This window comes from Candidatus Pelagibacter bacterium nBUS_27 (assembly GCF_051200985.1).
Taxonomy (GTDB): domain Bacteria; phylum Pseudomonadota; class Alphaproteobacteria; order Pelagibacterales; family Pelagibacteraceae; genus Pelagibacter.
The window spans coordinates 921,716-946,496 of the sequence record NZ_CP172845.1 but is presented as its reverse complement, the minus strand read 5'-3'; the positions used below and the strand labels follow the sequence as shown (position 1 = coordinate 946,496).

At 30.2% G+C, this 24,781-nt stretch carries 25 protein-coding genes and 1 pseudogene; 20 read left to right on the top strand and 6 right to left on the bottom strand.

All coding sequences use genetic code 11. The features are described from left to right. Positions 1-5 precede the first annotated feature (5 nt). From ACIJYG_RS05105 to alaS, 4 genes are all read left to right on the top strand, one after another. The gene (locus ACIJYG_RS05105) at positions 6-935 is read left to right on the top strand and encodes a uridine kinase (protein ID WP_435095868.1); all 930 of its coding nucleotides are present in this window, start codon (positions 6-8) and stop codon (positions 933-935) included. Further along, on the top strand, positions 932-2,224 hold the full coding sequence (locus ACIJYG_RS05100) for a TolC family outer membrane protein (RefSeq protein ID WP_435095866.1): 1,293 nt from the start codon (positions 932-934) through the stop codon (positions 2,222-2,224). Before ACIJYG_RS05105 ends, ACIJYG_RS05100 begins: the two co-directional genes overlap by 4 nt. Before the next feature lie 107 nt (positions 2,225-2,331). Then, positions 2,332-3,480: a recombinase RecA gene (recA, locus tag ACIJYG_RS05095; protein ID WP_435089738.1), complete on the top strand. Its 1,149-nt coding sequence runs from the start codon at positions 2,332-2,334 to the stop codon at positions 3,478-3,480. A 100-nt stretch (positions 3,481-3,580) separates the two neighbouring features. Further along, positions 3,581-6,247, top strand: coding sequence for an alanine--tRNA ligase (alaS, locus tag ACIJYG_RS05090; protein WP_435095864.1), 2,667 nt, complete (start codon positions 3,581-3,583; stop codon positions 6,245-6,247). Here alaS and ACIJYG_RS05085 read toward each other — a convergent pair. Beyond that, complete coding sequence (locus ACIJYG_RS05085) at positions 6,239-7,453, bottom strand: NADP-dependent isocitrate dehydrogenase (RefSeq protein WP_435095862.1); 1,215 nt, start codon at positions 7,451-7,453, stop codon at positions 6,239-6,241. The genes alaS and ACIJYG_RS05085 overlap by 9 nt on opposite strands. A gap of 75 nt (positions 7,454-7,528) precedes the next feature. On the opposite strand from ACIJYG_RS05085, the gene ACIJYG_RS05080 reads away from it, so the two are divergent. From ACIJYG_RS05080 to panB, 9 genes and pseudogenes are all read left to right on the top strand, one after another. Beyond that, complete coding sequence (locus ACIJYG_RS05080; protein WP_435095859.1) at positions 7,529-8,176, top strand: phosphatidylserine decarboxylase; 648 nt, start codon at positions 7,529-7,531, stop codon at positions 8,174-8,176. Positions 8,177-8,178: 2 nt separating this feature from the next. Beyond that, the gene (gene pssA, locus ACIJYG_RS05075; protein ID WP_435095856.1) at positions 8,179-8,982 is read left to right on the top strand and encodes a CDP-diacylglycerol--serine O-phosphatidyltransferase; all 804 of its coding nucleotides are present in this window, start codon (positions 8,179-8,181) and stop codon (positions 8,980-8,982) included. Further along, positions 8,982-9,881 carry a glycosyltransferase gene (locus tag ACIJYG_RS05070; protein ID WP_435095853.1) on the top strand — a complete coding sequence of 300 codons (900 nt, stop codon included), beginning with the start codon at positions 8,982-8,984 and terminating at the stop codon, positions 9,879-9,881. The genes pssA and ACIJYG_RS05070 overlap by 1 nt, the downstream gene beginning before the upstream one ends. Beyond that, positions 9,882-10,493 (top strand): RlmE family RNA methyltransferase, encoded by a 612-nt coding sequence (locus ACIJYG_RS05065; protein ID WP_435095850.1) that lies wholly within the window; start codon positions 9,882-9,884, stop codon positions 10,491-10,493. A 37-nt stretch (positions 10,494-10,530) separates the two neighbouring features. Beyond that, complete coding sequence (gene guaB / locus ACIJYG_RS05060; protein ID WP_435095847.1) at positions 10,531-11,607, top strand: IMP dehydrogenase; 1,077 nt, start codon at positions 10,531-10,533, stop codon at positions 11,605-11,607. Beyond that, positions 11,607-12,044, top strand: a complete 438-nt coding sequence (locus ACIJYG_RS05055) for a tetratricopeptide repeat protein (protein WP_435095844.1) — start codon at positions 11,607-11,609, stop codon at positions 12,042-12,044. Before guaB ends, ACIJYG_RS05055 begins: the two co-directional genes overlap by 1 nt. Beyond that, positions 12,034-13,596: a glutamine-hydrolyzing GMP synthase gene (gene guaA, locus ACIJYG_RS05050; RefSeq protein ID WP_435095841.1), complete on the top strand. Its 1,563-nt coding sequence runs from the start codon at positions 12,034-12,036 to the stop codon at positions 13,594-13,596. Before ACIJYG_RS05055 ends, guaA begins: the two co-directional genes overlap by 11 nt. Before the next feature lie 22 nt (positions 13,597-13,618). Then, on the top strand, positions 13,619-14,038 hold the full coding sequence (locus ACIJYG_RS05045) for a VOC family protein (protein WP_435095838.1): 420 nt from the start codon (positions 13,619-13,621) through the stop codon (positions 14,036-14,038). A gap of 4 nt (positions 14,039-14,042) precedes the next feature. Then, positions 14,043-14,815: pseudogene (panB, locus tag ACIJYG_RS05040) on the top strand (3-methyl-2-oxobutanoate hydroxymethyltransferase). Here panB and ACIJYG_RS05035 read toward each other — a convergent pair. Then, positions 14,816-15,427: a YjbE family putative metal transport protein gene (locus ACIJYG_RS05035; RefSeq protein ID WP_435087732.1), complete on the bottom strand. Its 612-nt coding sequence runs from the start codon at positions 15,425-15,427 to the stop codon at positions 14,816-14,818. Between the two features lie 95 nt (positions 15,428-15,522). Then, complete coding sequence (locus tag ACIJYG_RS05030) at positions 15,523-16,779, bottom strand: ABC transporter substrate-binding protein (protein WP_435095835.1); 1,257 nt, start codon at positions 16,777-16,779, stop codon at positions 15,523-15,525. Positions 16,780-16,903: 124 nt separating this feature from the next. On the opposite strand from ACIJYG_RS05030, the gene ACIJYG_RS05025 reads away from it, so the two are divergent. Genes ACIJYG_RS05025 through ACIJYG_RS05010 form a run of 4 tightly spaced genes read left to right on the top strand, consistent with a single transcriptional unit; the run spans position 16,904 to position 20,199 of the window. Then, positions 16,904-17,770 (top strand): branched-chain amino acid ABC transporter permease, encoded by an 867-nt coding sequence (locus ACIJYG_RS05025; protein WP_435095832.1) that lies wholly within the window; start codon positions 16,904-16,906, stop codon positions 17,768-17,770. Next, a complete protein-coding gene (locus ACIJYG_RS05020; protein WP_435095829.1) occupies positions 17,770-18,783 on the top strand; it encodes a branched-chain amino acid ABC transporter permease in 1,014 nt (337 codons plus the stop codon). Before ACIJYG_RS05025 ends, ACIJYG_RS05020 begins: the two co-directional genes overlap by 1 nt. Further along, the gene (locus ACIJYG_RS05015) at positions 18,780-19,502 is read left to right on the top strand and encodes an ABC transporter ATP-binding protein (RefSeq protein WP_435087727.1); all 723 of its coding nucleotides are present in this window, start codon (positions 18,780-18,782) and stop codon (positions 19,500-19,502) included. Before ACIJYG_RS05020 ends, ACIJYG_RS05015 begins: the two co-directional genes overlap by 4 nt. Continuing rightward, entirely contained in the window at positions 19,492-20,199 is a 708-nt protein-coding gene (locus ACIJYG_RS05010) for an ABC transporter ATP-binding protein (RefSeq protein WP_435095826.1), read from the top strand. The genes ACIJYG_RS05015 and ACIJYG_RS05010 overlap by 11 nt, the downstream gene beginning before the upstream one ends. Here ACIJYG_RS05010 and ACIJYG_RS05005 read toward each other — a convergent pair whose 3' ends face one another. The 3 genes from ACIJYG_RS05005 to ACIJYG_RS04995 are packed head-to-tail and all read right to left on the bottom strand — an operon-like array spanning position 20,200 to position 22,252. Beyond that, complete coding sequence (locus ACIJYG_RS05005; protein ID WP_435095823.1) at positions 20,200-20,985, bottom strand: putative hydro-lyase; 786 nt, start codon at positions 20,983-20,985, stop codon at positions 20,200-20,202. It lies immediately after the preceding gene. A gap of 5 nt (positions 20,986-20,990) precedes the next feature. Then, positions 20,991-21,479, bottom strand: coding sequence for a tetratricopeptide repeat protein (locus ACIJYG_RS05000; RefSeq protein WP_435095820.1), 489 nt, complete (start codon positions 21,477-21,479; stop codon positions 20,991-20,993). Beyond that, positions 21,479-22,252 carry a 5-oxoprolinase subunit PxpA gene (locus tag ACIJYG_RS04995; protein WP_435095817.1) on the bottom strand — a complete coding sequence of 258 codons (774 nt, stop codon included), beginning with the start codon at positions 22,250-22,252 and terminating at the stop codon, positions 21,479-21,481. The genes ACIJYG_RS05000 and ACIJYG_RS04995 overlap by 1 nt, the downstream gene beginning before the upstream one ends. 28 nt (positions 22,253-22,280) lie before the next feature. On the opposite strand from ACIJYG_RS04995, the gene ACIJYG_RS04990 reads away from it, so the two are divergent. From ACIJYG_RS04990 to ACIJYG_RS04980, 3 genes are read left to right on the top strand one after another with little or no spacing between them, the layout of a single operon-like run. Continuing rightward, complete coding sequence (locus tag ACIJYG_RS04990) at positions 22,281-22,955, top strand: 5-oxoprolinase subunit B family protein (protein WP_435095814.1); 675 nt, start codon at positions 22,281-22,283, stop codon at positions 22,953-22,955. Next, complete coding sequence (locus tag ACIJYG_RS04985) at positions 22,948-23,892, top strand: biotin-dependent carboxyltransferase family protein (RefSeq protein ID WP_435095811.1); 945 nt, start codon at positions 22,948-22,950, stop codon at positions 23,890-23,892. Before ACIJYG_RS04990 ends, ACIJYG_RS04985 begins: the two co-directional genes overlap by 8 nt. Continuing rightward, positions 23,892-24,770 carry a DMT family transporter gene (locus ACIJYG_RS04980; protein WP_435095808.1) on the top strand — a complete coding sequence of 293 codons (879 nt, stop codon included), beginning with the start codon at positions 23,892-23,894 and terminating at the stop codon, positions 24,768-24,770. The genes ACIJYG_RS04985 and ACIJYG_RS04980 overlap by 1 nt, the downstream gene beginning before the upstream one ends. Positions 24,771-24,781: the final 11 nt, after the last annotated feature.

Below are 24,781 nucleotides of genomic sequence, written 5' to 3'. Positions count from 1 at the left end.
GTTCGATGAAAGTTACAGAAGAGTGTTTTAGTAAGGTTAAAAAAGATTGTTTTAAATTTATTAAATCACAAGAAACTTCCACAGAAAAGTTTAGTAATAAAGATGGAATGCTAAAGTCTTTTTTAATTCCTATGTGTTTTTGGATTGCAAAAAAAGTAAATAATAAAAGACCTTACTTTGTTGGTTTAGCGGGTGGGCAAGGAACAGGTAAAACAACCATCAGTTCAATTATAAAAATTATATTAGAAAAATATTTTAAACTTAAAGTATTTAAAATATCTATAGATGATTTTTACAAAACTCGAAAAGAAAGATTAAATTTATCAAAAAAAGTTCACCCAATGCTAATGACAAGGGGGGTGCCTGGAACCCATGACGTACAAATGATGTTAAACTTTTTTAAAAAAGCAAAGAGCAAGAATTTTAAAACAATCGATTTACCAAATTTTAATAAAGCAGTGGACGACAGATTCCCTAAAAAGAATTGTTACAAAATAAAAGAAAAACCTGATGTAATAATATTTGAAGGATGGTGTGTAGGAGCTAAAGCAGAAGAAAATAAAACTCTTAAAAAATCAATTAATTCACTTGAAAAAGTAAATGACCAAAAATTTATTTGGAGAAAATATGTAAACCAACAATTAAAGACAAAATATAAAAAATTATATTCTCAACTTAATTGCATGATTTATCTAAAAGCTAAAAACTTTACCTTGCTTCAAAAATGGAGACTAAAACAAGAGCATAAACTTTGGCTTAAGACTAAAAAATCATCTAGTCACAAGATAATGAGCAAAGGGGATGTGATAAATTTTATGCAAACTTATCAAAGAATTACAGAAAATATGTTCAAAAAAATGCCTAAATATGCGTCTATTATTTTGAATTTAAATAGTAACCATCAAATTAAATCTGCGGTATATAAAGCAAAATGAAAAAAATATTAATACTAGTTACCTTAACAGTCTTTATCTTTAGTAATGCTAATGCGGTTACTTTATATGATGCATTAAATCAAACCTATCAAAATAATATTCAGCTAAATGCTGAAAGAGAAAATATTAAAGCATCAGAAGAAGATATTAATATCTCAAAAGCTGATTACAAACCTACACTTACTTTAAGTGGATCTAAAAGTTTAGAGAATACAAATAAACTAACCAATCAAAGTGGAGGAGACGCTACAATAAATGATGTAGATCCATTCACTACATCAATTAAATTAGAACAAACGCTTCTAGACTATGGAAGAGATTTAACTCTTGATAAAAATATTGCAGCATTGAATTTAGCAAAAGCAAAATTGATTAAAAAAGAACAAGATACCCTTCATAGTGCAGTTGACGCTTATACAAATTTAATCCTAGCTAGAGAAAAACAAAATATAAATAGAAAAAATTTAGATCTTTTGAGAAGACAAGTTGAAAACGATAAAATTCGAAGAGATCGTGGTCAAATCACAAATACGGACTTAGCACAATCAGAGTCATCATTGGCAGGTGCTCAAGCTCAATTTACTCAAGCAAAAAGTGATTTGTTAATTGCAAAATTAACTTATGAAAATATTATTGGAAAAATAGCTGATCCTAATCAACTAAAGAAAAATTCAAAATCAATTGTAAGTATTCCAAATTCTTTAAATGAAGCAATTAATTTATCAAAACAAAATAATCCAGATATTAAAATTGCTAAATTTGATTTGACCCAATCTGAAAAAGATGTAGCTATCTCAAAATCAGATTTAAAACCTACAGCATCTTTATCATTAGAGAGATCCTATTCGGATGATCTAAGTTCAACAGTTGATGAAAGAGAAAAAGATGTATTAAAGGCAACAGTTAGTTGGCCTTTCTTTACAGGTGGAAAAACACAGTCAAAAATAAACAAACAATCTAATTTAACTACTAGAAAAAGATTATTATTGGATGATGCTGTTAGAACTAACGAAACAAATGTAGCAAGTGCATGGTCAAGTTTAGAGTCTTCTAAAGGTTTTTTAAATTCTGTAAAAGTACAAGTAAGAGCAGCTAAAATTGCAAATGAAGGAATTGCTGCAGAGTATGAAAGAGGATCAAGAACAACACTGGATGTTATCCAGTCAAATTCTCTATTACTTTCTGCTCAATTATCTCTAGTAAGCTCAGAAAGAAATTACCTAATGGCTCAGTATAACCTGTTAAAAGCAGTTGGCCTTTTAAATAGCCAATACCTAAAACTTAAGTAATTATTTGTTTTTTTAGACTAGAAAATTAATATATTGCTAATGAGAACAAAATGTGTACATTTAATTCATGATTCGAGTGTTAAAAAAATTAAAAAAAGAGGCTAAAAATGACGAAAAGTAACCTAAAAGTAGTTAAATCTACTAAAGATCAAGAAATGGATATTAAAGAAAAAAACAAAGCATTAGATGCAGCAATAGCACAAATTACTGATAATTTTGGAAAAGGTTCAGTAATGAAGCTTGGACAAAGAAGAGCAATGGATATTGAATCTGTTTCTACAGGATCTTTAAGTCTTGATTTGGCCTTAGGAATAGGTGGATTGCCAAAAGGAAGAATTGTTGAGGTTTATGGACCGGAATCTTCTGGTAAAACAACATTAGCATTACAAGTTGTTGCTGAAGCTCAAAAAGCTGGTGGAATTTGTGCATTTGTTGATGCAGAACACGCTTTAGACCCAGTTTATGCAAAAAAATTAGGTGTGAATACAGAAGAACTTTTAATTTCTCAACCAGATGCTGGCGAACAAGCTTTAGAAATAGCTGATACTCTTGTAAAATCAGGATCAATTTCAGTTATCGTAATTGACTCAGTTGCAGCTTTAACCCCAAGAGCTGAAATTGAAGGTGAGATGGGAGACCACCACGTAGGTCTTCAATCTAGATTAATGAGTCAGGCTTTAAGAAAGTTAACAAGCTCAATTTCAAATACGAATACAATGATGATTTTCATCAACCAAATTAGAATGAAAATTGGAGTTATGTTTGGAAGTCCTGAAACAACATCAGGTGGAAATGCATTAAAGTTCTACTCGTCTGTTAGAATGGATATTAGAAGAATTGGTGCCATTAAAGATAAAGATGAAATTATTGGAAACTCAACAAGAGTTAAGGTAGTTAAAAACAAAGTAGCACCACCATTTAAAGTTGTTGAATTTGATCTAATGTATGGAAAAGGGATCAGTAAGATGGGGGAACTCGTCGACCTTGGTTCTAAAGCAGACATTATTGAAAAATCAGGAGCGTGGTATGCTTATAAGGGTGAAAAAATTGGTCAAGGTAGAGAAAATGCTAAAACTTATCTTGCTCAAAATCCTAAAGTAGCTGCTGAAATAGAACTGTTAATTAGAGAAAAAGCAGGTGTAATTCAAAAAAAGATTGAAGGAAACCCTTTAGATCCAGAAAAAGCTGCAAAAGATCAGATAGAAGATCCAAAAGCAGAGGCTAAAGAGGAAGTAGTTCCTACTAAAAAAAATTAGTTAAAAAGTCATCTTTAATTATTAAAAGGCGCTTAATTTAAGCGCCTTTTTTCCCTTACTGTTATCTAGACATAGAATAAAAAAGCTGTATTTTAAAAATATGGCAGACAAATCTTTAAACGAAATAAGAAATACATTCTTAAAATATTTTGAAAAGAACGATCATAAGATTGTAGAGTCTAGCAACTTAGTCCCAAATAACGACCCCACTTTAATGTTTGCTAACTCAGGTATGGTTCAGTTTAAAAATGTATTTACTGGTTTAGAGAAAAGAGACTATCAAAGAGCAACTACTTCACAAAAATGTGTAAGAGCAGGTGGAAAACATAATGATTTAGAGAATGTTGGCTACACACCAAGGCATCATACTTTCTTTGAAATGTTAGGAAATTTTTCCTTTGGAGACTATTTTAAAGAACAAGCAATCCATTATGCTTGGAATTTAATTACCAAGGATTTTGGTATAGATAAAAATAGACTTTACGTAACGGTTTATCATGAAGATGACGAAGCCTTTAATTTTTGGAAGAAAATAGCAGGTTTTAGCGATGATAAGATTATAAGAATAGCAACATCTGACAACTTTTGGTCAATGGGTGAAACAGGTCCCTGCGGACCATGTTCAGAAATTTTTTATGACCATGGAGATCATTTAACTGGCGGGCTACCAGGCACTAAAGATGAAGATGGAGATCGTTTTATAGAAATATGGAACTTGGTCTTCATGCAATTTGAACAAATTTCGAAAGATAAAAGAATAAATCTACCAAAACCATCTGTTGATACTGGTATGGGGCTAGAAAGGATAGCAGCTTTACTTCAGGGTACGCACGACAATTATGAAACAGATCATTTTAAAAAAATAATAAGCTCAGCATCTGACATAATTAAAATAAAACAAGATCAATCTAACCAATCTAGTTTTAGAGTTATTGCAGACCATTTGCGAGCTAGCGCTTTTTTAATAGCGGAAGGCGTACTACCTTCTAATGAAGGTAGAGGTTATGTCCTAAGAAGAATAATGAGAAGAGGTATGAGACATTCCCATTTACTTGGATCTAAGGATCCAGTTTTTTTTAATTTATTTGACACACTCAAAAATGAAATGTCAGGTAATTATCCTGAATTAGTAAGAGCGGAGTCTTTAATTAAAGAAACACTAAGAATGGAAGAAGAAAAGTTCCTAGTTCTTTTAGATCGAGGAATTAAAATTTTAAATGATGAGGTATCTAAAATAGATAAAGTATTACCTGGTGAAGTAGCATTCAAATTATATGATACTTATGGATTTCCATTAGATCTTACAGAAGATATTTTAAGAAATAAATCAATGTCAATTGATACAGATAAATTTCAATCATTGATGAAAGAAAGCAGAGAACTTGCGAAAAAAAATTGGAAAGGATCTGGAGATGCTGCAGTTGAAGATATATGGTTTGGAATAAAAGATAAGTTAGGAGCTACAGAATTTTTAGGTTATGAAAGTAACCAGGCAGAGGGAGTAGTTTTATCACTTCTATCAAACAATAAAGAAGTTAATGAATTAAAAGAAAATGATGAAGGCATGATTATTGTCAACCAGACTCCATTTTATGGAGAATCTGGAGGTCAAGTAGGGGATACAGGTGAAATTATTTCAAATAATTTTAATTTCGAAGTAACAGATGTTCAAAAGAAATTAGGTGATCTATATGTGCATTACGGAAAAGTTATTAGTGGATCAATAAAGATAAATGAAAGTGTTGAACTTAAAATTGATACTAAAAGAAGAGATGATACCAGGGCTTACCACTCTGCAACTCACTTGTTGCACGAGTCTTTAAGAAGAGTATTAGGTGATCATGTAACTCAAAAAGGCTCTTTAGTTGAACCAAGTCGTTTAAGATTTGATTTTAGTCATATGAAACCAATACCAATAGATGAAATTGATAAGATAGAAAACTTTGTGAATACAATGGTTTCAAAAAAATCAGACGTAAAAACTCGTTTAATGACACCAGATGAAGCAGTTGAAAACGGAGCATTAGCTCTATTTGGAGAAAAGTATGGTGATGAGGTTAGAGTTCTTTCAATGGGAGATGATGAAGGGAAGTATTTTTCAACGGAACTTTGTGGTGGTACTCACGTAAAAAATACGAGTGATATTGGTAAATTTAAGATAATTAGCCAATCTTCAATTGCAGCAGGAGTGAGAAGAATTGAGGCTCTAAGAGATAAGCAATTAGAGGATTTTTTACAAAATAAAGAGAAATTATCTAATATTTCCTCAGAAAAAAATGATGAGGTTATTAAAGAATTAAGTGAACAAATATCTAAATTAGGTGGAAAACCAAACTTAGATCAATCAGATCAAAAAACTTTAATTAAAAATTTATCAAAGCAACTAGAAACAATCTCTGTTAATTCAATTTTAGAAGATAAATCAAAAAATATTATTAAAGATGAAGAAATTAATGGAGTTAAATTAAGACTTCAAAAAGTTGATGGATTGCCACCAAAAGAATTAAGAAAACTTGTTGATAAAGGTAAAAAAGAATTGAGTGATGGAATTGTAATAGTTTTTGCAAGTAAAGATGACAAGGTAGGAATTGCAGTTGGAGTTACTGAAAGTTTAACAGAAAAATTTGATGCGGTTAAATTTGTTAAAGTAGGATCAGAGATTATTGGAGGTCAAGGAGGTGGAGGTAGAAAAGATTTTGCTCAAGCTGGTGGCCAGGATCAATCAAAAATTGATGATGCTTTTGAAAAGCTTAAAACTTTAATTTAATTTCTTTTTAAGATTACCATCAATCTCATCTAAAAACTGATTAGTAGTTAAATATTTACTTGAAGGACCAATTAAAATAGCTAAATCTTTTGTCATTGCGCCATTTTCAACACATTCAATACAAACTTTCTCAATAGTTTGAGCAAATTTTATTAACTCATCATTGCTATCAAGTTTTCCTCTGTGTGCCAATCCTCTCGTCCAAGCAAAGATAGAAGCAATAGGGTTTGTTGAAGTTTCTTTACCTTGCTGGTGCATTCTGTAGTGTCTTGTAACTGTTCCATGCGCAGCTTCAGCTTCCATTACTTTTCCATCAGGTGTTAATAATGTACTAGTCATTAATCCTAAAGAACCATAACCTTGTGCCATGGTATCAGATTGAACATCACCATCATAATTTTTGCAAGCCCAGATATATTTACCACTCCATTTCATTGCACAAGCAACCATATCATCAATTAATCTATGTTCGTACGTTAGGTTATTTTTTTCAAAATCTGTTTTGTATTCTTTTTCAAAAATTTCTTGGAATATGTCTTTAAATCTACCATCGTATTGTTTTAAAATTGTATTTTTCGTAGACATGTAAACAGGCCATTTCTTTATTAAGCCATAGCTAAAACAAGACCTAGCAAAGTCTTCAATTGATTTATCTAAATTATACATTGAAAGCGCAACACCAGGACCAGTAAAATTAAACACTTCATATTTTATTTCATCTTTGCCATCCTCAGAAGTCCATTTAACTTCCATCTTACCTTTGCCGGGCACTTTAAAATCTGTTGCTCTATATTGATCTCCAAAAGCATGTCTTCCAATGATCACAGGATCTGTCCAAGAAGGCACAAGTTTGGGTATATTTTTGCAGATAATTGGCTCTCTAAAAACGGTCCCACCAATAATATTTCTTATAGTTCCGTTAGGAGATCTCCACATCTTTTTAAGGTCAAATTCTTTAACTCTATCTTCATCAGGTGTAATTGTTGCACATTTAATTCCAACACCAATTTTTTTAATGGCATTTGCTGAGTCTATTGTGATCTGATCGTCAGTATTGTCTCTACTTTTCATACCAAGATCATAATATTCAATTCCAAGATCAAGATACGGAAGAATTAGTTTATTTTTGATAAACTCCCATATGATACGAGTCATTTCATCGCCATCAAGCTCTACAACTGGGTTATTTACCTTGATTTTACTCATTAAAATAATTTATCTTATTAATTGAATTTGAATGGTTTATATACATATTAATCAAAAATTAGCAAATAGAAGAAAATGATTAGCAAGATATTTCCAAAGATACACACAGAAGGCTACAAATTTTTAGTTATTGCAGGCTTCATTACAATAATTTTATTATCTCTAAGTGGTTTTCTTGGAACGATAGGTTTACTGTTAACTGTGTGGGTTTATTATTTTTTCAGAGATCCAGAAAGAGTTATAATAGAAGACGATAATTATCTAGTAAGTCCAGCAGATGGAGAGGTAATTAAAGTTGAAGAAGTTGATGGACCAAAAGAAGTTGGTTTAGAAAATAAAAGATTTAAAAAAATAAGTGTGTTCATGAATGTTTTTGACTGTCATGTAAATAGAACACCTTGTTCAGGAAAAGTTGAGAAAATTTTATATAAACCTGGAAAGTTTTTCAACGCATCTTTAGACAAAGCAAGTGAGGACAATGAGAGAAATTATTATAAAATCAAAGATAAAAGTGGAAATGATATAATAGTAGTTCAAATAGCCGGACTTGTTGCAAGAAGAATTGTTTGTGAAACAGATAACGGTCAAGAAGTTAACCAAGGTGATAGAATTGGTATGATTAGATTTGGAAGTCGTGCGGATGTTTATTATGAGAATTATGAACCTTTAGTAAAAGTTGGGCAAAAAACTATTTCTGGTGAGACTTTGTTAGCTAAAAAATAAAAATGGAACAACCCAAAAGTAATTTTAAAATTATAGCAGATAAAAAAAATGCTAGAGTTATTCTACCCAATATACTTACTTTAGTTGGTGTTTGTATTGGATTAACCTCAATTAGATTTGCATTAGATGAAAAATTTGAATTTGCAATTATAGCAATAATTTTTGCAGCCTTATTTGATTGGTTAGATGGAAGAATTGCAAGATTAATTAAAGGAACTTCAGAAGTTGGAAAAGAATTAGACTCTTTAGCAGACGTGATAAGTTTTGGTGTAGCGCCAGCATTTATTATGTATTTTTGGAAGTTAAATGAATTAGGAAGATTTGGCTGGTTGTTATGTTTGGTTTATGTAAGTTGTGTGGCATTAAGATTGGCAAGGTTCAATGTTAATTCAAATCAAGAGCCTTCATGGAGAGATAATTTTTTTGAAGGGGTTCCATCACCAGCAGGAGGCATTTTGGTTTTGACACCTTTAATTATAAGTATAACAAATTTTGATTATATTAAGCTTGATTATGATATTATTGTACCAATTTGTTTTATAATAATTTCTTTACTGTTAATAAGTAAATTCCCTAGCTATTCATTTAAAAAGATTATTATACAAAGAAAAACAACTATTTTTTTATTATTTGGTATTGTCTTATTTTTAGGGTTACTTTTGATTTATCCTTTTAACGTTATAGCAATAAGCTCAATTATTTATCTAATTATGTTACCGATTAGTTTTTTTCATTATCAAAAATTAAAAAAACAATATCTCGATAAAGATCTAGCTGATGATGATGATTTAGAAGATATTTTGTAATGAAAAAAAATGTTATAATATCACTTGCTGACTCAAATTATTTTGAATTGCTTAACGAATTAGTAGACTCCATAAAAAGTTTTCAAGAAAGTGAAAATACTGCAATTTGTATTATGGATGCAGGACTTACATCTAATCAAAAATCTATACTTGCTAAAAAAGTAGATGAAATAAAACCTGCTGACTGGGATATAGAAGTTTCTAATTTTAAGGTTAAAGGAAGAGAGTGGTTAAAAAGTCAAGTATCAAGAGCATTTCTTCCAAAATATTTTCCGAATTATGAAAAATATTTATGGATAGATGCAGATGCCTGGGTTAATTCATGGGAAGCAATTGAGTTATATTTTAAAGGGTGTGAAAATGACAAGCTGTCTATTGCAACATCAGCAGATAGAGCTTATGGGAGAGTTTTAAGAGCTGAATGGTTTTTTGGAAGTTTTGCTAGAATAAAATCTCAAAACTATAAACATGCAAAATCATCTGGTTTTTCTGAAAAAATTGCTCGACAAGTAGCTCTCAAACCTCATTTAAACATAGGTGTATTTGCCCTAGAAGCTAATGCTTCACATTGGAGTGTTTGGCAAAAAAATTTGAAAATTGCATTAAAAGCAGGAAAAATTTGGGGATCAGAACAAATTGCAATGAACATAACAATTTATTGTGATGGTTTGTCAGCAGAAATACTTCCAGCTTATTGTAATTGGACACATATTAGTGGTCTTAAATATGATAAAATACAAGATACTTTAGTAGAACCATATTTACCTAATCATAAAATTGGAATAGTTCATTTTGCAGGAAAAAATAATGATCAAATTAGAAACGATAAAAATTTCATATCAAAAATAGAAACCATCGATGGAGATGTAATCGATAAAAAATTACGATTTAATAATTAATTGAAAAAAAATAAAATTTCAAAAAACTGGGTTAACAAACAAAGAAGAGATACTTATGTCAGACAATCAAAAGTTGATGGGTATCGAGCCCGATCTGCATATAAATTAATTGAAATAGACGAGAAATTCAAAATTTTTAAAGGTGGCATCTCTGTTATAGATATTGGAGCAGCTCCAGGAAGTTGGTCTCAATATGCTGCAAAAGCTGCAAAAAGTGGCAGATTGATATCGATAGATTTAAAAGAAATGGAGCCTATAGGTAATACTGTTCAAATCCAAGGTGACTTTACTGAAGAAAATATTCAAGAAGAAATAAAAAAGCATGTAAAAAATAAAATAGATGTAATTATGTCCGATATGGCGGTAAATACGACAGGAATAAAAAATATTGACTCAATTCAAACAGGTGAACTTTGCAAGGAAGCCATGTTTTTTGCAAAAGATCTTTTAACTGATAAAGGTTATTTTATCTCAAAAATTTTTATGGGAGGCACATTTAACGAAATAGTCGCAGAAGGAAAAAAATATTTTAAAGAAGTTAAGGTTTTTAAACCTAAATCCAGTAGAAAAGACTCTAAGGAAAGTTTTATCATTTGTAGTAGTCTTAGATAGGTACTTTTAATTTAAAATGAATCGTATATAAAAGATTATGGTTCCTATAAAAGAAGCACTTACCTTTGATGATGTAACATTAGCACCAAAATACTCCGAAATATTGCCTTCTGAGGTGAATACAGAGATACAATTAACTAGTCACCTTAAACTTAAAATTCCTCTTTTATCGTCTGCAATGGATACAGTTACAGAGAGTAAAATGGCAATAGCTATAGCAAAAGCAGGTGGAATAGGAGTTATTCATAGAAATCTAGATATCAAAAAACAAATTTTAGAAATTAAAAAAGTTAAAAAGCAAAAATTACTAGTAGGTGCAGCTGTTGGAGCTGGACCTAACGAATTTGATAGATCCAAAGCTATAATAAAAGAAGGTGTTAATCTAATAGTGGTTGATACAGCTCACGGTCATACCAAAAAAGTTGGAGAGATCATTAAATTTATTAAAAAATTGAAGAATAAAAAGATTGCTTTATGTGCTGGAAATATTGCAACACCAGAAGCAGCTAAATTTTTAATTAAATTAGGTGTTGATATTATTAAAGTTGGAATTGGCCCTGGATCTATTTGCACCACAAGATTAGTTGCAGGAATTGGAGTTCCTCAATTAAGTGCAATTTTGTCTGTAAGAAATGGATTGAAAAATAAAAATATAAAAATTATTTCTGATGGTGGAATTAAATATTCGGGTGACCTAGCAAAAGCATTTGCCGCAGGTGCTGATGCTGTAATGATAGGATCATTATTTGCTGGTACAGATGAAACACCAGGAAAATTAATAAAAAAAAATGGAAAATTATTTAAAAGCTTTAGAGGTATGGGCTCTGTAGGAGCAATGAACAAAGGTTCAGCAGATAGATATTTTCAAACCAAACAAAAAGATACATCAAAATATGTTCCAGAAGGAGTTGAAGGTTTTGCAAAATATAAAGGAGATGTAGGAAGTATTATTTATAAATTGATTGGTGGACTAAGATCATCTATGGGCTATCTTGGATCCAAAAATATAATAAAACTTAGAATAAAACCAAACTTTGTTAAGATTACTAAAGCAGGTTTTTATGAAAGTATGGTTCACAACGTAGATGTAGTTAAAAATGACAGTAAATATTAATGAATAAAATTTTTAAATTAATTACCTTAATATATTTTTCTTTATTTTCTATAAACTTGGCACTAAGTGCAGAAAGTTTTTTTGATGAAGCGTTAAAAAAGTATCAAGATAAAAAATATGATGATGCACGATTTATGTTAGAGCGCAATATAGTTTTTAATCCTAAAGATGCAAAATCGTATTTGTATTTAGCAAAAATTTATAATCATGAAAAAAATCAAAAAAAAGAGGAATATAATTTGGACACAGCGTTACTGATAGAGCCAAATAATGAAGAAGTTATTTTAATGTTAATGAAAATAGCTTTAAAAAAATCAAATTACTCTAAAGTCAAAAATCTCTCACAAACATTTGTAAAAGTTTGTGACGAATTATGTGATGAAAATAATGAAATTCAAAAGTCTCTTAAAAATATAGAACCAGAAAATGAGTCTTGATCAAAATCTTGATAAAATCTTAATAATAGATTTTGGTTCACAATTTACGCAATTAATTGCTAGAAGAATTAGAGAACTAGGTGTTTTTTCTGAAATAATAAGTCACAAAAAAATCAAAATTAGTGATGTTGATAGCTCTATTAGAGGAATTGTTTTATCTGGTGGACCTTTAAATGTTTATCAAATTAATAAATATTCATTTGATAAAATGATTATAAATTTAAATATTCCAATTCTTGGTATTTGTTTTGGTCATCAAATTCTTTCTAAGCTTAATGGTGGTAAAGTAAAGCAATCAAAACATCGTGAGTTCGGACTGGCAAATATTTATAAAAAAAATGAAAGCCTTTTAACTAAAAATTTTTTCAATAAACAAAAATTTAAAAAGGTTTGGATGAGTCATGCAGATCAGGTATCTAAACTTCCAAAAAACTTTAAAGTAATAGCATCTAGCACTAATTCAAAGTTTGCAATTGTAGAAAATAAATTAAAAAGATTTTATGGAATTCAATTCCATCCAGAGGTAACCCACACTGAAAATGGAAAAAAATTGATTAGTAATTTTATTTTTTTGATTTGTAAAATTAAACGTAATTGGTCTTCTAAAGATCAAAAAATCCAGCTTATTAAGGAAGTTAAAGATCAAGTTGGATCTGAAAAAGTTATTTGTGCTTTATCAGGGGGTGTTGATAGTAGTGTGGTGGCTCAATTACTTAATAAAGCCATTGGTAAAAAATTATATTGCATTTTTGTTAATACTGGTCTTTTAAGAAAAAATGAAGAAGTACAAGTTGTTAAGACTTTTAAGAAACGTTTAAAAATGAACCTAATTTATGTAAATGCTGAAAAGGAATTTTTAAAAAAGCTACACAATGTTTCTGATCCTGAAAAAAAGAGAAAAATTATAGGCAATCTCTTTATAAAAATATTTGAAAGATATGCAAAAAAAATTAAAAATGTAAAATTTTTAGCACAAGGAACTCTTTATCCAGATTTAATTGAAAGTAGATCGGTAACAGGCAGTCAAACCTCAAAAATAAAATCACATCATAATGTTGGAGGACTTCCAAAAAAGATGAAACTTAAACTTGTCGAACCTTTAAAATTTCTTTTTAAAGATGAAGTTAGAAAATTAGGTTTAGAATTAAATTTAAACAAAGATATTATCTCAAGACATCCTTTCCCAGGACCTGGTTTAGCAATTAGAATGCCAGGCATAATTACAAATGATAAAATTAAAATCCTTAAAGAGGCTGATTACTATTTTATTCAAGCTTTAAAAGATCATGGTCTTTACCACAAAATATGGCAAGCATATGCTGCCCTGTTGCCTGTCAAAACAGTAGGTGTTATGGGTGATAATCGTACTTATGAGTATTTATGTCTTTTAAGAGCAATAACTTCTGAAGACGGAATGACAGCAGATTTTTATGAGTTCAAAAAGTCTTTCATGGAAACAATTTCTAATCAAATAGTGAATAGCATAAGAGGTATTAATAGAGTTGTTTATGATATTACCTCAAAACCACCTAGTACTATTGAATTAGAGTAGTTTTGAACTATAAATTAGTCATATGAAATATTTGCATACCATGATCAGAGTTAAAAATATTAATGAGTCATTAAAATTTTTCTGTGATGGATTAGGATTAAAAGAAACAAGACGTATGGAAAATGAAAAGGGTAGATTCACTCTTGTCTTTCTTGCAGCCCAAAATGATGAAAAAGCAGAAATTGAATTAACATATAACTGGGATGGTGATGAACTTGGTGAAGGTTCAAGAAATTTTGGCCATTTAGCTTATAGAGTTGATAATATTTATGAAACCTGCCAAAGATTAATGGATATGGGTTATACTATTAATAGACCGCCTCGTGATGGTCATATGGCGTTTGTTAGATCTCCAGACAATATTTCAATTGAAATACTTCAAGAAGGAAATTTAGAACCCAAAGAACCTTGGGCTTCAATGGAAAATACCGGCTCGTGGTAAGTCGATGAAAAAGCAAATATTAGATATAATTAAAAAAAAAATAAATCAAAGATTGTTAGTTTAACTGCCTATTCAAAGAATATTGCTTCAATCTTGGATAACTTCTGCGATATAATTTTAGTAGGAGATTCACTTGGTTCAGTTTTATACAATTATAAATCTACAAGACAAGTAAGCTTAAAGACTATGATAGAGCATTCAAAAAGTGTGAGAATGGGTATAAAAAAAAGCTTAATGGTTGTTGATATGCCACATAACACATATCGAAATTCTAAAGAAGCACTTAAAAATGCAAAAAAAATAATTTCAATTACAAAATGTGATGCTGTTAAATTGGAAGGTGGGAAAAAAATTTATAATATTATTCAAGCTTTAACTAAAAATAAAATACCAGTAATGGGTCACTTAGGATTACTGCCTCAATCAGACAAAACTTTTAGATACAAAGGAAAAAAAAGTTCTGAAAGAAATAAGATTTTAAATGATGCCAAATTATTAGAAAGTGCAGGTGTATTTTCAATTGTTCTTGAATGCGTAGAAACTACTCTAGCAAAAAAAGTAACAAGTCAGATTAACATTCCAACTATTGGAATAGGAGCTTCAAATAATTGTGATGGACAGATTTTGGTACTAGATGATTTAATTGGACTTAACCCAATAGATGTTAGGTTTGTTAAGAAATATAGCAACATTAGAAAAGAAATAAAAAAAGCAGTATTTAATTATTCTCAGGATGTGAGGCAAAAAAAGTTTCCACTAAAGAAACACTCTTATTAACTAAAAATATTTAATAAATTCTTCATTAATTTTTAAAATTTCTAGATCAACTAATCCACCAATTATTAACTGCAATCCTACAATAAGAATAAATATTAACCCCATATAAGCAATCCAGATATGTTTTTGTATGTAATTTGCCATGTAGGTTGCTAAGGCTCCAGTCAAAACGACCGATAAAACAAGGCCAAAAATCATAAAACCAAAATATTCTTTAGCCGCTGCAACAACCCCAATAACATTGTCAAAGCTAATCATAATATCTGCAAATAAAACTTTTCCAATACTACTTATGTAAGAGGGTTCTTTTGTTTTTTTAGTTTGTGATTTAATTTTTTTAATATCAACCAAATCTTTTCTTAAATCATTGACAATCCAAATTAATAATAATCCCCCTAATATTTTGATGAAATAAAATTTAAATAAGTAAGTAGCAAATATCGCAAAAAAAATTTTGAATACAAAAGCTCCTGCCACACCCCACAAAATAATTTGTTTCCTATTTTTGGGTACAAAGTTTGCTGCAATTGAACCAACTATAACTGCGTTATCAGCTGTTAAGATAATAGTGATAAAAATAATTTTAGTTAAAATAACGAGTTCTTCAATCAAGGTAAGTTAATATTATTTTAAATTTATAATAATTCAATAAAAAGTATAAAAAAAAAGGCGGCCAAATTAATGACCGCCTCTAATATTATCTAAAATTATTTTTGAGACCAAGTAGGCATTGGATACTGCAATTTACATGCAGCTAATTCAAATGGATAAACTGTACAATATTTACCACCTTGAACTTGCATCAAAATACCTCTAGTTTTTTCATTTTGACCGTCAGCACCAAATTTAATTCCTCTGTAAGGAACAATTAAAGAGTCTGATGACATATCTAAATTAACTAACGCTTGTCTAATTTTTTCAGGATCAGTTGATCCAGCATTATTAATTGCATTCGCTAATGCCATAAAGCCAGTAAAAGCTCTAGCTGGTACATCAGATAGATCTCTTCCACCTGAGTGAGTTTTGAAAAGGTCATTTACAGTACCAATCATTGGAATTGTAGTAGCCAAGTCAGTATTGAAAGGAGATCTTGTAATTACACCTTCAGCTTTACTTCCCATAGTAGCTATAAATTTTGGATCAGTATATCCAGCATTCTGTGCAACTAAAAGTTTAGGGTTATAATCAAGTTCTTTAGCAGTATTTAAAAATAAATAAGCATCAGCAGTATAAGATGATGGCAATAAAACATCAGGGTTTTTTGCTTTCAATCTTTGTACTTCAGAACTTAAAGATGTTGTTTTTGCTTTATAGCTAATTTTTTCAATAACTTTAAATCCTTGGTCTTTAGCCATTTTATTTTGTGTTCCACCACTATCAGATCCCCACAAAGTATCTTCATGAATAATACCAAGTGTATTTAATTTGTTATTATTCTTTTTGTTAAAGTCATTCATAAATTCAAACATTAATTGAGTAAATTCACCATCGTGTGGAGTAACTCTAAAGAAATATTTAAATCCTCTTGTTGTTAATTTTGGAGATGTAGACTCACCATTAACCCAAGGTATACCAGCTCTTTCAGAAACTTGACTAGCTGCACCAGTAACTGATGAATAGTAAGCTCCAAACATTGCGTGAACTTTATCAGAATTTAACATTTTTTCTGTTTCACCAACTCCAATATCTGGTTTTCCACCATGGTCACCAACAACTATTGAAATTTTTCCACCACCCAAACCTTTTAGACCAGCATCTTTTGCCAAAGGCATTCCAGGAATATTGTGGCTATTATTAATAATATCTAAAGCAGTTTGTACTGCAGCAACTGCATCCTTACCCACTTGGGCTACAGGACCAGTTAATGGATACAGTACTCCAATTTTAACATCTTGCGCAGAACTTACTACAGGTGCACAAATTAATGATAAAAAAGTAAATACTGCAAGTATTAATTTTTTCATTTATTTCCCCTCATATTTGTTTTTGTTAATAACTAATTAAATACCATATATAAAATCAATTCAATGATATACTTTTGCAATTATATATAATGTTTATACGTTTTCTAATTTATATTTATTCTTAATGACATCAGAGATTATTCTTCAAGCAATTGTTACCGGTCTAATGATGGGATTAATTTATGCCTTAATAGCTGCAGGACTGAGTTTAATTTTTGGTTTAATGGATATTGTGAATTTTGCTCACGGTGAACATTTAATGCTATCAATGTTTTCTTCATTTTGGCTGTGGTCATTATTTGGGATTGATCCTATTTTTTCAATTCCGATTACCATTTTATTGATGGCTGTATGTGGAATACTCACACACTATTTTTTAATTAGATACATCTTAAAAGCAAAAATGTTAATTCAAATTTGTGCTACTTTTGGATTATCAATATTCATAAGATCTATAGCTCAATTATTATGGACACCAGATTTTAGAAATATAGAAAAACCTTTATTAGAGGGTAGGCTTGAAATAGGATCTGTTTTTATTGGTCAACCACAATTAGTAGCAAGCTTAGTATGTTTGGTTGCTTTTATAGCTTTGTATTTATTTGTCACAAAAACTGAAACTGGTTTAGCTTTACAGGCTACAGCTCAAGATAGACACGCTGCTGAAATTTTAGGAATTCCTTCAAACAAAATGTTTGCAATTGGATGGGCAATCGGACTTGGATGTGTAGGTATAGCAGGAGGAATGATGGCTAACTATTTTTTCATTTTTACTGATGTAGGAATTAATTTTGCTTTATTTGCATTCGTTGCTGTAGCTCTAGGTGGTTTTGGAAGTATTATTGGCTGTTTATATGCAGGAATAATTATTGGTCTTGTAGAGTCATTAGGTGGCTTATTGATAGATCCATCTTTTAAACTTTTGTATGTCTTTGCAATATATTTATTAGTGGTAATTTATAAACCTCAAGGTTTATTTGGTAGATATTAATGAATGATAAATTATTAACCGCACAAGCAGAGCCACTTTGGAACACAGACAAAAAAATTATTTCATTAATTGCTGGTATAGTTTTATTATTATTTGCACTACCACATTTTGGATTAAACTCTTTTTATCTCCATTTAATGATCATGATTTTCATGCATGCTGTTATGGCTCAATCTTGGAACGTGATAGCTGGATTTTCTGGCCAGATTAGTCTTGGACATGGTGCTTTCTTTGGCATAGGAGCTTATGCAACTTCATTTTTTTATGTTCAGTACGGTATTTCTCCTTGGATAAGCATATTTTTTGGAATAATTTTTTCAGGAGTTGCAGCAGTTTTAATCGGAATACCAATGCTTAGATTAAGTGGGCATTATTTTGCAATCGCAACGTTGCTGATAGGGATAAGTTTTCAAGTGGTTTTTCAAAGATGGGATTTAGTTGGTGCAGCATCTGGTTTATGGGTTCCAATGACATCTGGTGACTCTTGGTTAGCGCTTCAATTTCACACAAGTAAAATGCCTTACTATTATGTTTTTTTAGTATTTTTTTTAATCACTTTTTATTTGGTTTGGATCTTAAGTAGATCAAAATTAGGATTTAGATTAAGAGCTGTGAGAGATGATCCTCAAGCGGCATTAAGTTTGTGTATAAATGTTTCAAATTACAAAATTATTGCTTATGTAATATCAGCTATGATTATGGCTCCAATGGGAAGTTTGTTTGCTCAATATATTTTAATAATTGATCCCGATAGAGTTTTTAATATTGAAATATCAATTATTGTTTTGTTGATAACTGTCCTTGGTGGAATAGGCAATGTTTGGGGGCCATTACTTGGAGCAGCAATCTTGATTCCAATTTCAGAATATTCAAGAATATATTTAGGTGGTACAGGTGGTGCGGTAGATCTAATCCTTTATGGACTAATATTAATGTTAATTTGTGTCTTTAGACCAGATGGACTTATATCTTTTGTTCCAAAAAATATTTTAGAGAGAAAAAAACAAAGATGAAAATTTTATCTGTAGAAAATTTAAGTAGAGCTTTTGGTGGAATTAAAGCAAACAATAATATTTCTTTTGACGTTGAAGAGGGCTCTATACTTGGTGTAATTGGCCCAAATGGTGCAGGAAAATCTACTTTATTCGACTTAATCACAGGTTATACAAAAGCTGATACTGGCGAAGTTAAATTTTTTGAAAAAAATATTTTTGGATTAACTCCTGACAAAATAAGCAAACTAGGTATTGGAAGAACATTTCAAAAATTAAAACCATTTGCAGATCAAACATTGCTTGAAAATGTAATGATAGGTTCGTTTGTTAAAGAAAAAAATATTAAAAAAGCTAGAGATAAAGCTTTAGAAATAATTGATTTTGTTGACTTGATTGAGAAAAGACATCATTTTGCAAAAGAGCTTTCTACAGGACAAAGAAAAAGACTTGAGATGGCAAGGGCTATGGCAATAGAGCCAAAATTATTACTAATGGACGAAGTAACTGGTGGCGTTGACCAGAAAACTATACCTGGTCTTGTGGAGCTTATCAAAAAACTTAAAAAGTCAGGAGTTACAATTGTTACGATTGAACATAATATTAATATCATTATGGAGATTTCAGATAATATCTTAGCTCTAGATCAAGGAGAAAGAATAGCCTATGGCTCTCCAAAAGAAATTCAAAATAATAAACAGGTTGTGGACTCTTATTTAGGAACATTCGATGCTGCTTGATATTAAAAATATTGATGTTTTATACGATGACTTTCAAGTAATTTGGGACGTATCTATAAATGTTAAGAAAGCAGAAATGGTTGCTCTTTTAGGGCCAAACGGTTCTGGAAAAAGTACAATTTTAAACACAATAAGTAATTTAGTACATCATAAGAATGGAAGTATACATTTTGATAATAATTTAATCTCCAAAGAACCTACGCATAAAAGAACTGCACTAGGCATATCTCATGTTCTTGAAAGAAGAAGAGTTTTTCCTCATTTGACTGTAATGCAAAATCTTTTACTTGGCGCTTGGCACCCTGCAGCTAAAAAGGAATTAGATAATTCGCTAAATAAAATTTATAAGATCTTTCCAAAACTTGAAGCTAGATCTAGCCAATTAGCGAGGACAATGTCTGGCGGTGAACAACAAATGTTGGCAATAGCTAGAGGTATGATGGGACTTCCAAAACTTTTAATGGTTGATGAACCTTTTTTAGGTTTATCACCTATGGTAATGAAAGATTTAATTAAAATTTTTAAAAATATTGTTAACGAAGGAATATCAATTTTGTTTGTTGAACAAAATGTTAGATTGGCTCTTAGTATGGCTGATAGAGGTTATGTGCTTGAAAGTGGAAGATTAGTTATTGATGGAAAATCAGAGGATCTAATTGATAATGACAAAGTTACAAAAGTTTTTTTAGGAAATTAATTATAAGGCTGCTAAATCATTATTAAGCTTATCAGTTATAAGCATTTTCCCAGGACTGTGTGTTATACAAAAATCTGGTTTTGAATCTTGTAAAACTGATTGAGGTGTTACTCCACAAGCCCAAAAAACTGGAATCTCATTATTTTTAAATGCTTTTGGTGGATCACCATATTCTGGATTCATTATGTCTTTTATACCAATTTCTGAAGGGTCACCCAAGTGTACAGGTGCACCATGAACAGCTGGAAATCTTGAACTAATTTGAATTGATCTAATTGTATCTTTTGAATTCAATGGCCGCATAGATACTACAAGCTTTCCTGAAAACTGCCCAGCTGGTTCACAATCTATTGAAGTTCGATACATTGGTACAATAGTATTATTCTCTATATGCTGAATAGGTATTCCTGCTTCAATTAAAGGTAACTCAAAAGACATCGAGCATCCCAAAACAAATGTTGTTAAATCTTCATTCCAATATTTTTTTATATCATAAGGCTCATCAATAATTTTTCCTTTTTCCCATACTCTATATTGAGGTACATCTGTTCTGATATCGATATCTCCCAAATCTTTTAAAGATGGATCTCCCTTAGTGCCAAAGCCTATCAGAGGACAAGGCTTTGGATTTTTTTGACAAAATGAAGCAAAATCCATTGCGTATTTACTTGGTAAGATACAAATATTTCCTTGTACATATTTGTTTGCTGATCCAGCTGTTTGCTCAGTATATTCGTTATTTCTGATAACTTTTCTTGCTTCTTTTGGATTTTGTATGTCAAGCATATGAATTAATATTTTGATGTTTTTGTTCCATCAATTATTTCTTTTAATTCACCATACTCTTCACAATTACAATTTTCCAATACATTTAATCTTTCTTTTGCAAGATCAATTCTATTGGTTACAACGTAAAGTTCGCCCAAGTATTCATTAATTCCTTTATGATTTGGATCAATTTCTAAACCAAGTAAATAATATTTCTCTCCATTTTCATAATCACCTAGTTTTCTAGTTGTAAAACCCAGATAATTTAAAGTATCAGCTTGAAGTGGTTTTTTTTTATTAGATTTTAAAAGTAATTTTTGAGCTTTCTCATATCTTTTATTAGCTTTTTCAGTTTTGCCTTTTTTTTCATATTTCTTTGCTTGTTTAATAAGTGAAACAGCTTTGTCGTAATTAGATTTAACTTTTGCTGAACTATCATCTGTTCCAGCAGCTTGTGAACTAATTGAAAATAAAGTTATAAAAAAAGATACAATTAAATATTTTTTTAACATTAAATAAATTTCTCCATTAAGTTTAAAGGTTTAAGTTTAAGTCCATTATCAATCAAATTATTTTTGATTGATTTTGCTGTAGCTAATGAACTATCGTTATCACCATGTATGCATACAGAGTCTATTTCACAAGGTATCTGTTTTCCACTGTGACAATTAAGTGCCTGATTTTTAACCATATTTAGCACATGTTTTTTTGCTTGCTCTGGGTCAGTTATTAATGCGTGAGATTTTTTTCTAGAAACTAGATTTCCATCGTCCTCATAGTTTCTATCCGCAAAAATTTCACATGCAATTTTCATGTTGAATTTTTTTGCAGCTTCCTCCATTTTCGAACCAGTTGGAACAAGGTAAATTAAATCTTTATTAATTCCTTTTATAGTTTTAGCTAAAGTAGTTGCTAATTCTATATCTTCACAGGCCATATTGTTAAGTGCACCATGAGGCTTAATGTGTGTAACATTTTCTTTATAATTGTCTGCAATTGTTTGTAAAATATCATATTGATCAATTATTAATTTTGTAATTTCACCTGAAGAAAGATTCATTCTTTGTCTGCCAAAATTTTCAGGGTCATTAAATGATGGATGTGCACCAATGCTTACTCCATTCTCCTTGGATATTTTAATAACTTGGTTCATAGACTCATCGTCTCCAGCATGAAAACCACAGGCAACATTAGCAGAATTTACTATCTCTAGTAAATCAGGATCATACTTATTAGAATGATGTTTAGATTTTTCACCTAAATCACAATTTATATTAATTTCCATAGTCTTAAATGTTGAAGTATAACATGACATGATAAAAAATATATCAAATCTTGGTGACGCAGCTCTTTACTGTGATTTTGGAACTGAGGTTAATAAACAAATTAACTCTGATGTAATTAAGTATTTTAATACAATTAAAGAAAAAAAAATTAAAGGAATTAATAATCTTACACCTTCTTATAATAAATTGATTATTTCTTATGATCTTCGTGTAACAAATTTTAGAGAAATCAAAGATAAAATTGAAAAACTTAATGTTGAAGAAACTTTAAAGATAAATAACAAAAATTTAGAAGTACCAGTTTGCTGTGATGCTTCATTTTCTTTAGACATGGAAAGATTAGAAAATAAATTAAATTTAACTAAAGAAAAAATTCTAGAGAATTTTTTTAATAAAGAATTTTTTTGTTATATGACAGGATTTATAGCAGGCATGCCTTTTTTAGGTGATTTAGATGAAAATATGAGAGTTCAACGGTTGGAAACTCCAAGAGTAAAAGTACCAAAAGGATCTGTTGGAATAACAGAACAATTTGCTGATATTTATACATTTGAAAGTCCTGGTGGGTGGAACATCATCGGAAATACTCCGTTAGAAGTATTTGATAGTTCAAAAGAAAAAGATCCTAATTTAATTAACCCAGGTGACACTGTTAAATTTAAACAAATAACATTTGAAGAATATAAAAATTATAATGAGTAGCAATTATTTTGAAATAATAAGAGCTGGTATAAACACAACATTTCAAGACATGGGAAGAAATAATTTATACCATATTGGTATTCCTTTCAGTGGAGCCATGGATAATAGAAATTATCTATTAGCTAATAGACTAGTTGGTAATAAATTAGACTTACCAGTTATCGAGTTTGCATATCAAGGTCCTTTATTAAAGTATAGCGGAGACAATATTACCATAGCTGTGGCTGGAGATGTAATTTTTAAAATAAGAAAAAAGGATAACGAAATAGAGGCTAATTGTTATGAAAATTATCTAATAGAAAATGGAGATGAGATTGATATTCTATCAACCAACAAATCTGTTTATGGCTATTTGGCTGTTAGTGGGGAGTTTGATTTAAAATTACAATGGGGTAGCTGCTCAATAAATACAAAAGCCAACATTGGTTCTAACGAGGGTAAAAAATTAGAGAATAATCAAAAATTAATCATTTCAAAGATAAGTACAAATCAACAAAAAAATAAAACTAATTATTTAAACTCAAAAGTAGAAAATATAAGAGTTATAAAAGGAACTAATTTCGATTATTTTTCTGAAGAAGGAAAAAAAAATTTTTTTGAAAAAGAATTTACAGTTTCAAAATTATCTGATCGAATGGGTATGAGATTAAATGGCCCTGAAATAGAAAACATTGTTAATACAAATATTAAATCTGAAGGTTTGTTGAAGGGGGTAATACAAGTTCCAGCAGATGGTAATCCAATTATAATGCTATCAGACCATGGAACGATAGGGGGTTATCCAAAAATAGGAGTTGTTGCTAGTGTTGATTATGACAGATTGGTTCAAATATCGCCTGGGTCAAAAATAAAATTTAAAGAAATAGAATTATCTGATGCAGAAACTTTGTTTAAGTTGTATGAAATGGAAACTCAAAATTTAATTTCACAAATCTAATGAATATAATTACAAAATTACCAGGACCTTTATTAGTATTTTTAGGTGCTTGCTGTTTAAGTTTTGGTGGACTTATAGTTAAGTCATTTGAAGGTTCAACTTTATGGCAAATTTTATTCTGGAGATCCTTATTTTTTTCTCTGACAGTTCTAGCTTTTTTAATAATCAGTTATAAGAAGAAAACTTTTAAAGCATTTAAAGATTCTGGTTTACCAGGGTTTATTGGTGGAATTATTTTATCTTTTGGTTTCTGTGGATATGTATTTGCAATGTATAACACGACGGTTGCTAATACGAATTTCATTATATCTCTTCAAATTTTATTTCTCGCAATATTTGGTTATTTTTTTCTCAAGGAAAAAATTTCTGCAATTACGTTAACATCAATTATTTTAGCAATATCAGGCGTTTTGTTGATGGTGGGAAATTCATTAACACCAGGTGAGCTTTCAGGAAATCTTGCAGCATTTACAATGCCTATCACCTTTGCAGTTTTAATTATTATTGTGAGAAAATTTCCAACAGTTGATATGGTGCCAGCACAATTTATAGCAGGTATATGTTCATGCTTTATTGGTTTTTTACTTTCAACAAAAATAATGATTTCACCGCATGATATTTTTCTTGGTTTTCTAGGTGGCTGTTTTCAAGTTGGATTAGGATTTATATTTATTACAACTGGAGCAAGAACTACACCTTCAGCCATGGTCGGAATAATAATGTTATCTGAGTCTGTTTTGGGACCAATTTGGGCCTTTATATTTGTTAGTGAAAGACCATCTATGTTTGGGTTGATAGGAGGAGCTATAATTATTTTTGCTGTATTGGTTCAATTTTACTCACTATTAAGTGCGCGTAAAAAAAGTATTTCTCATTGACCATCTGTAAA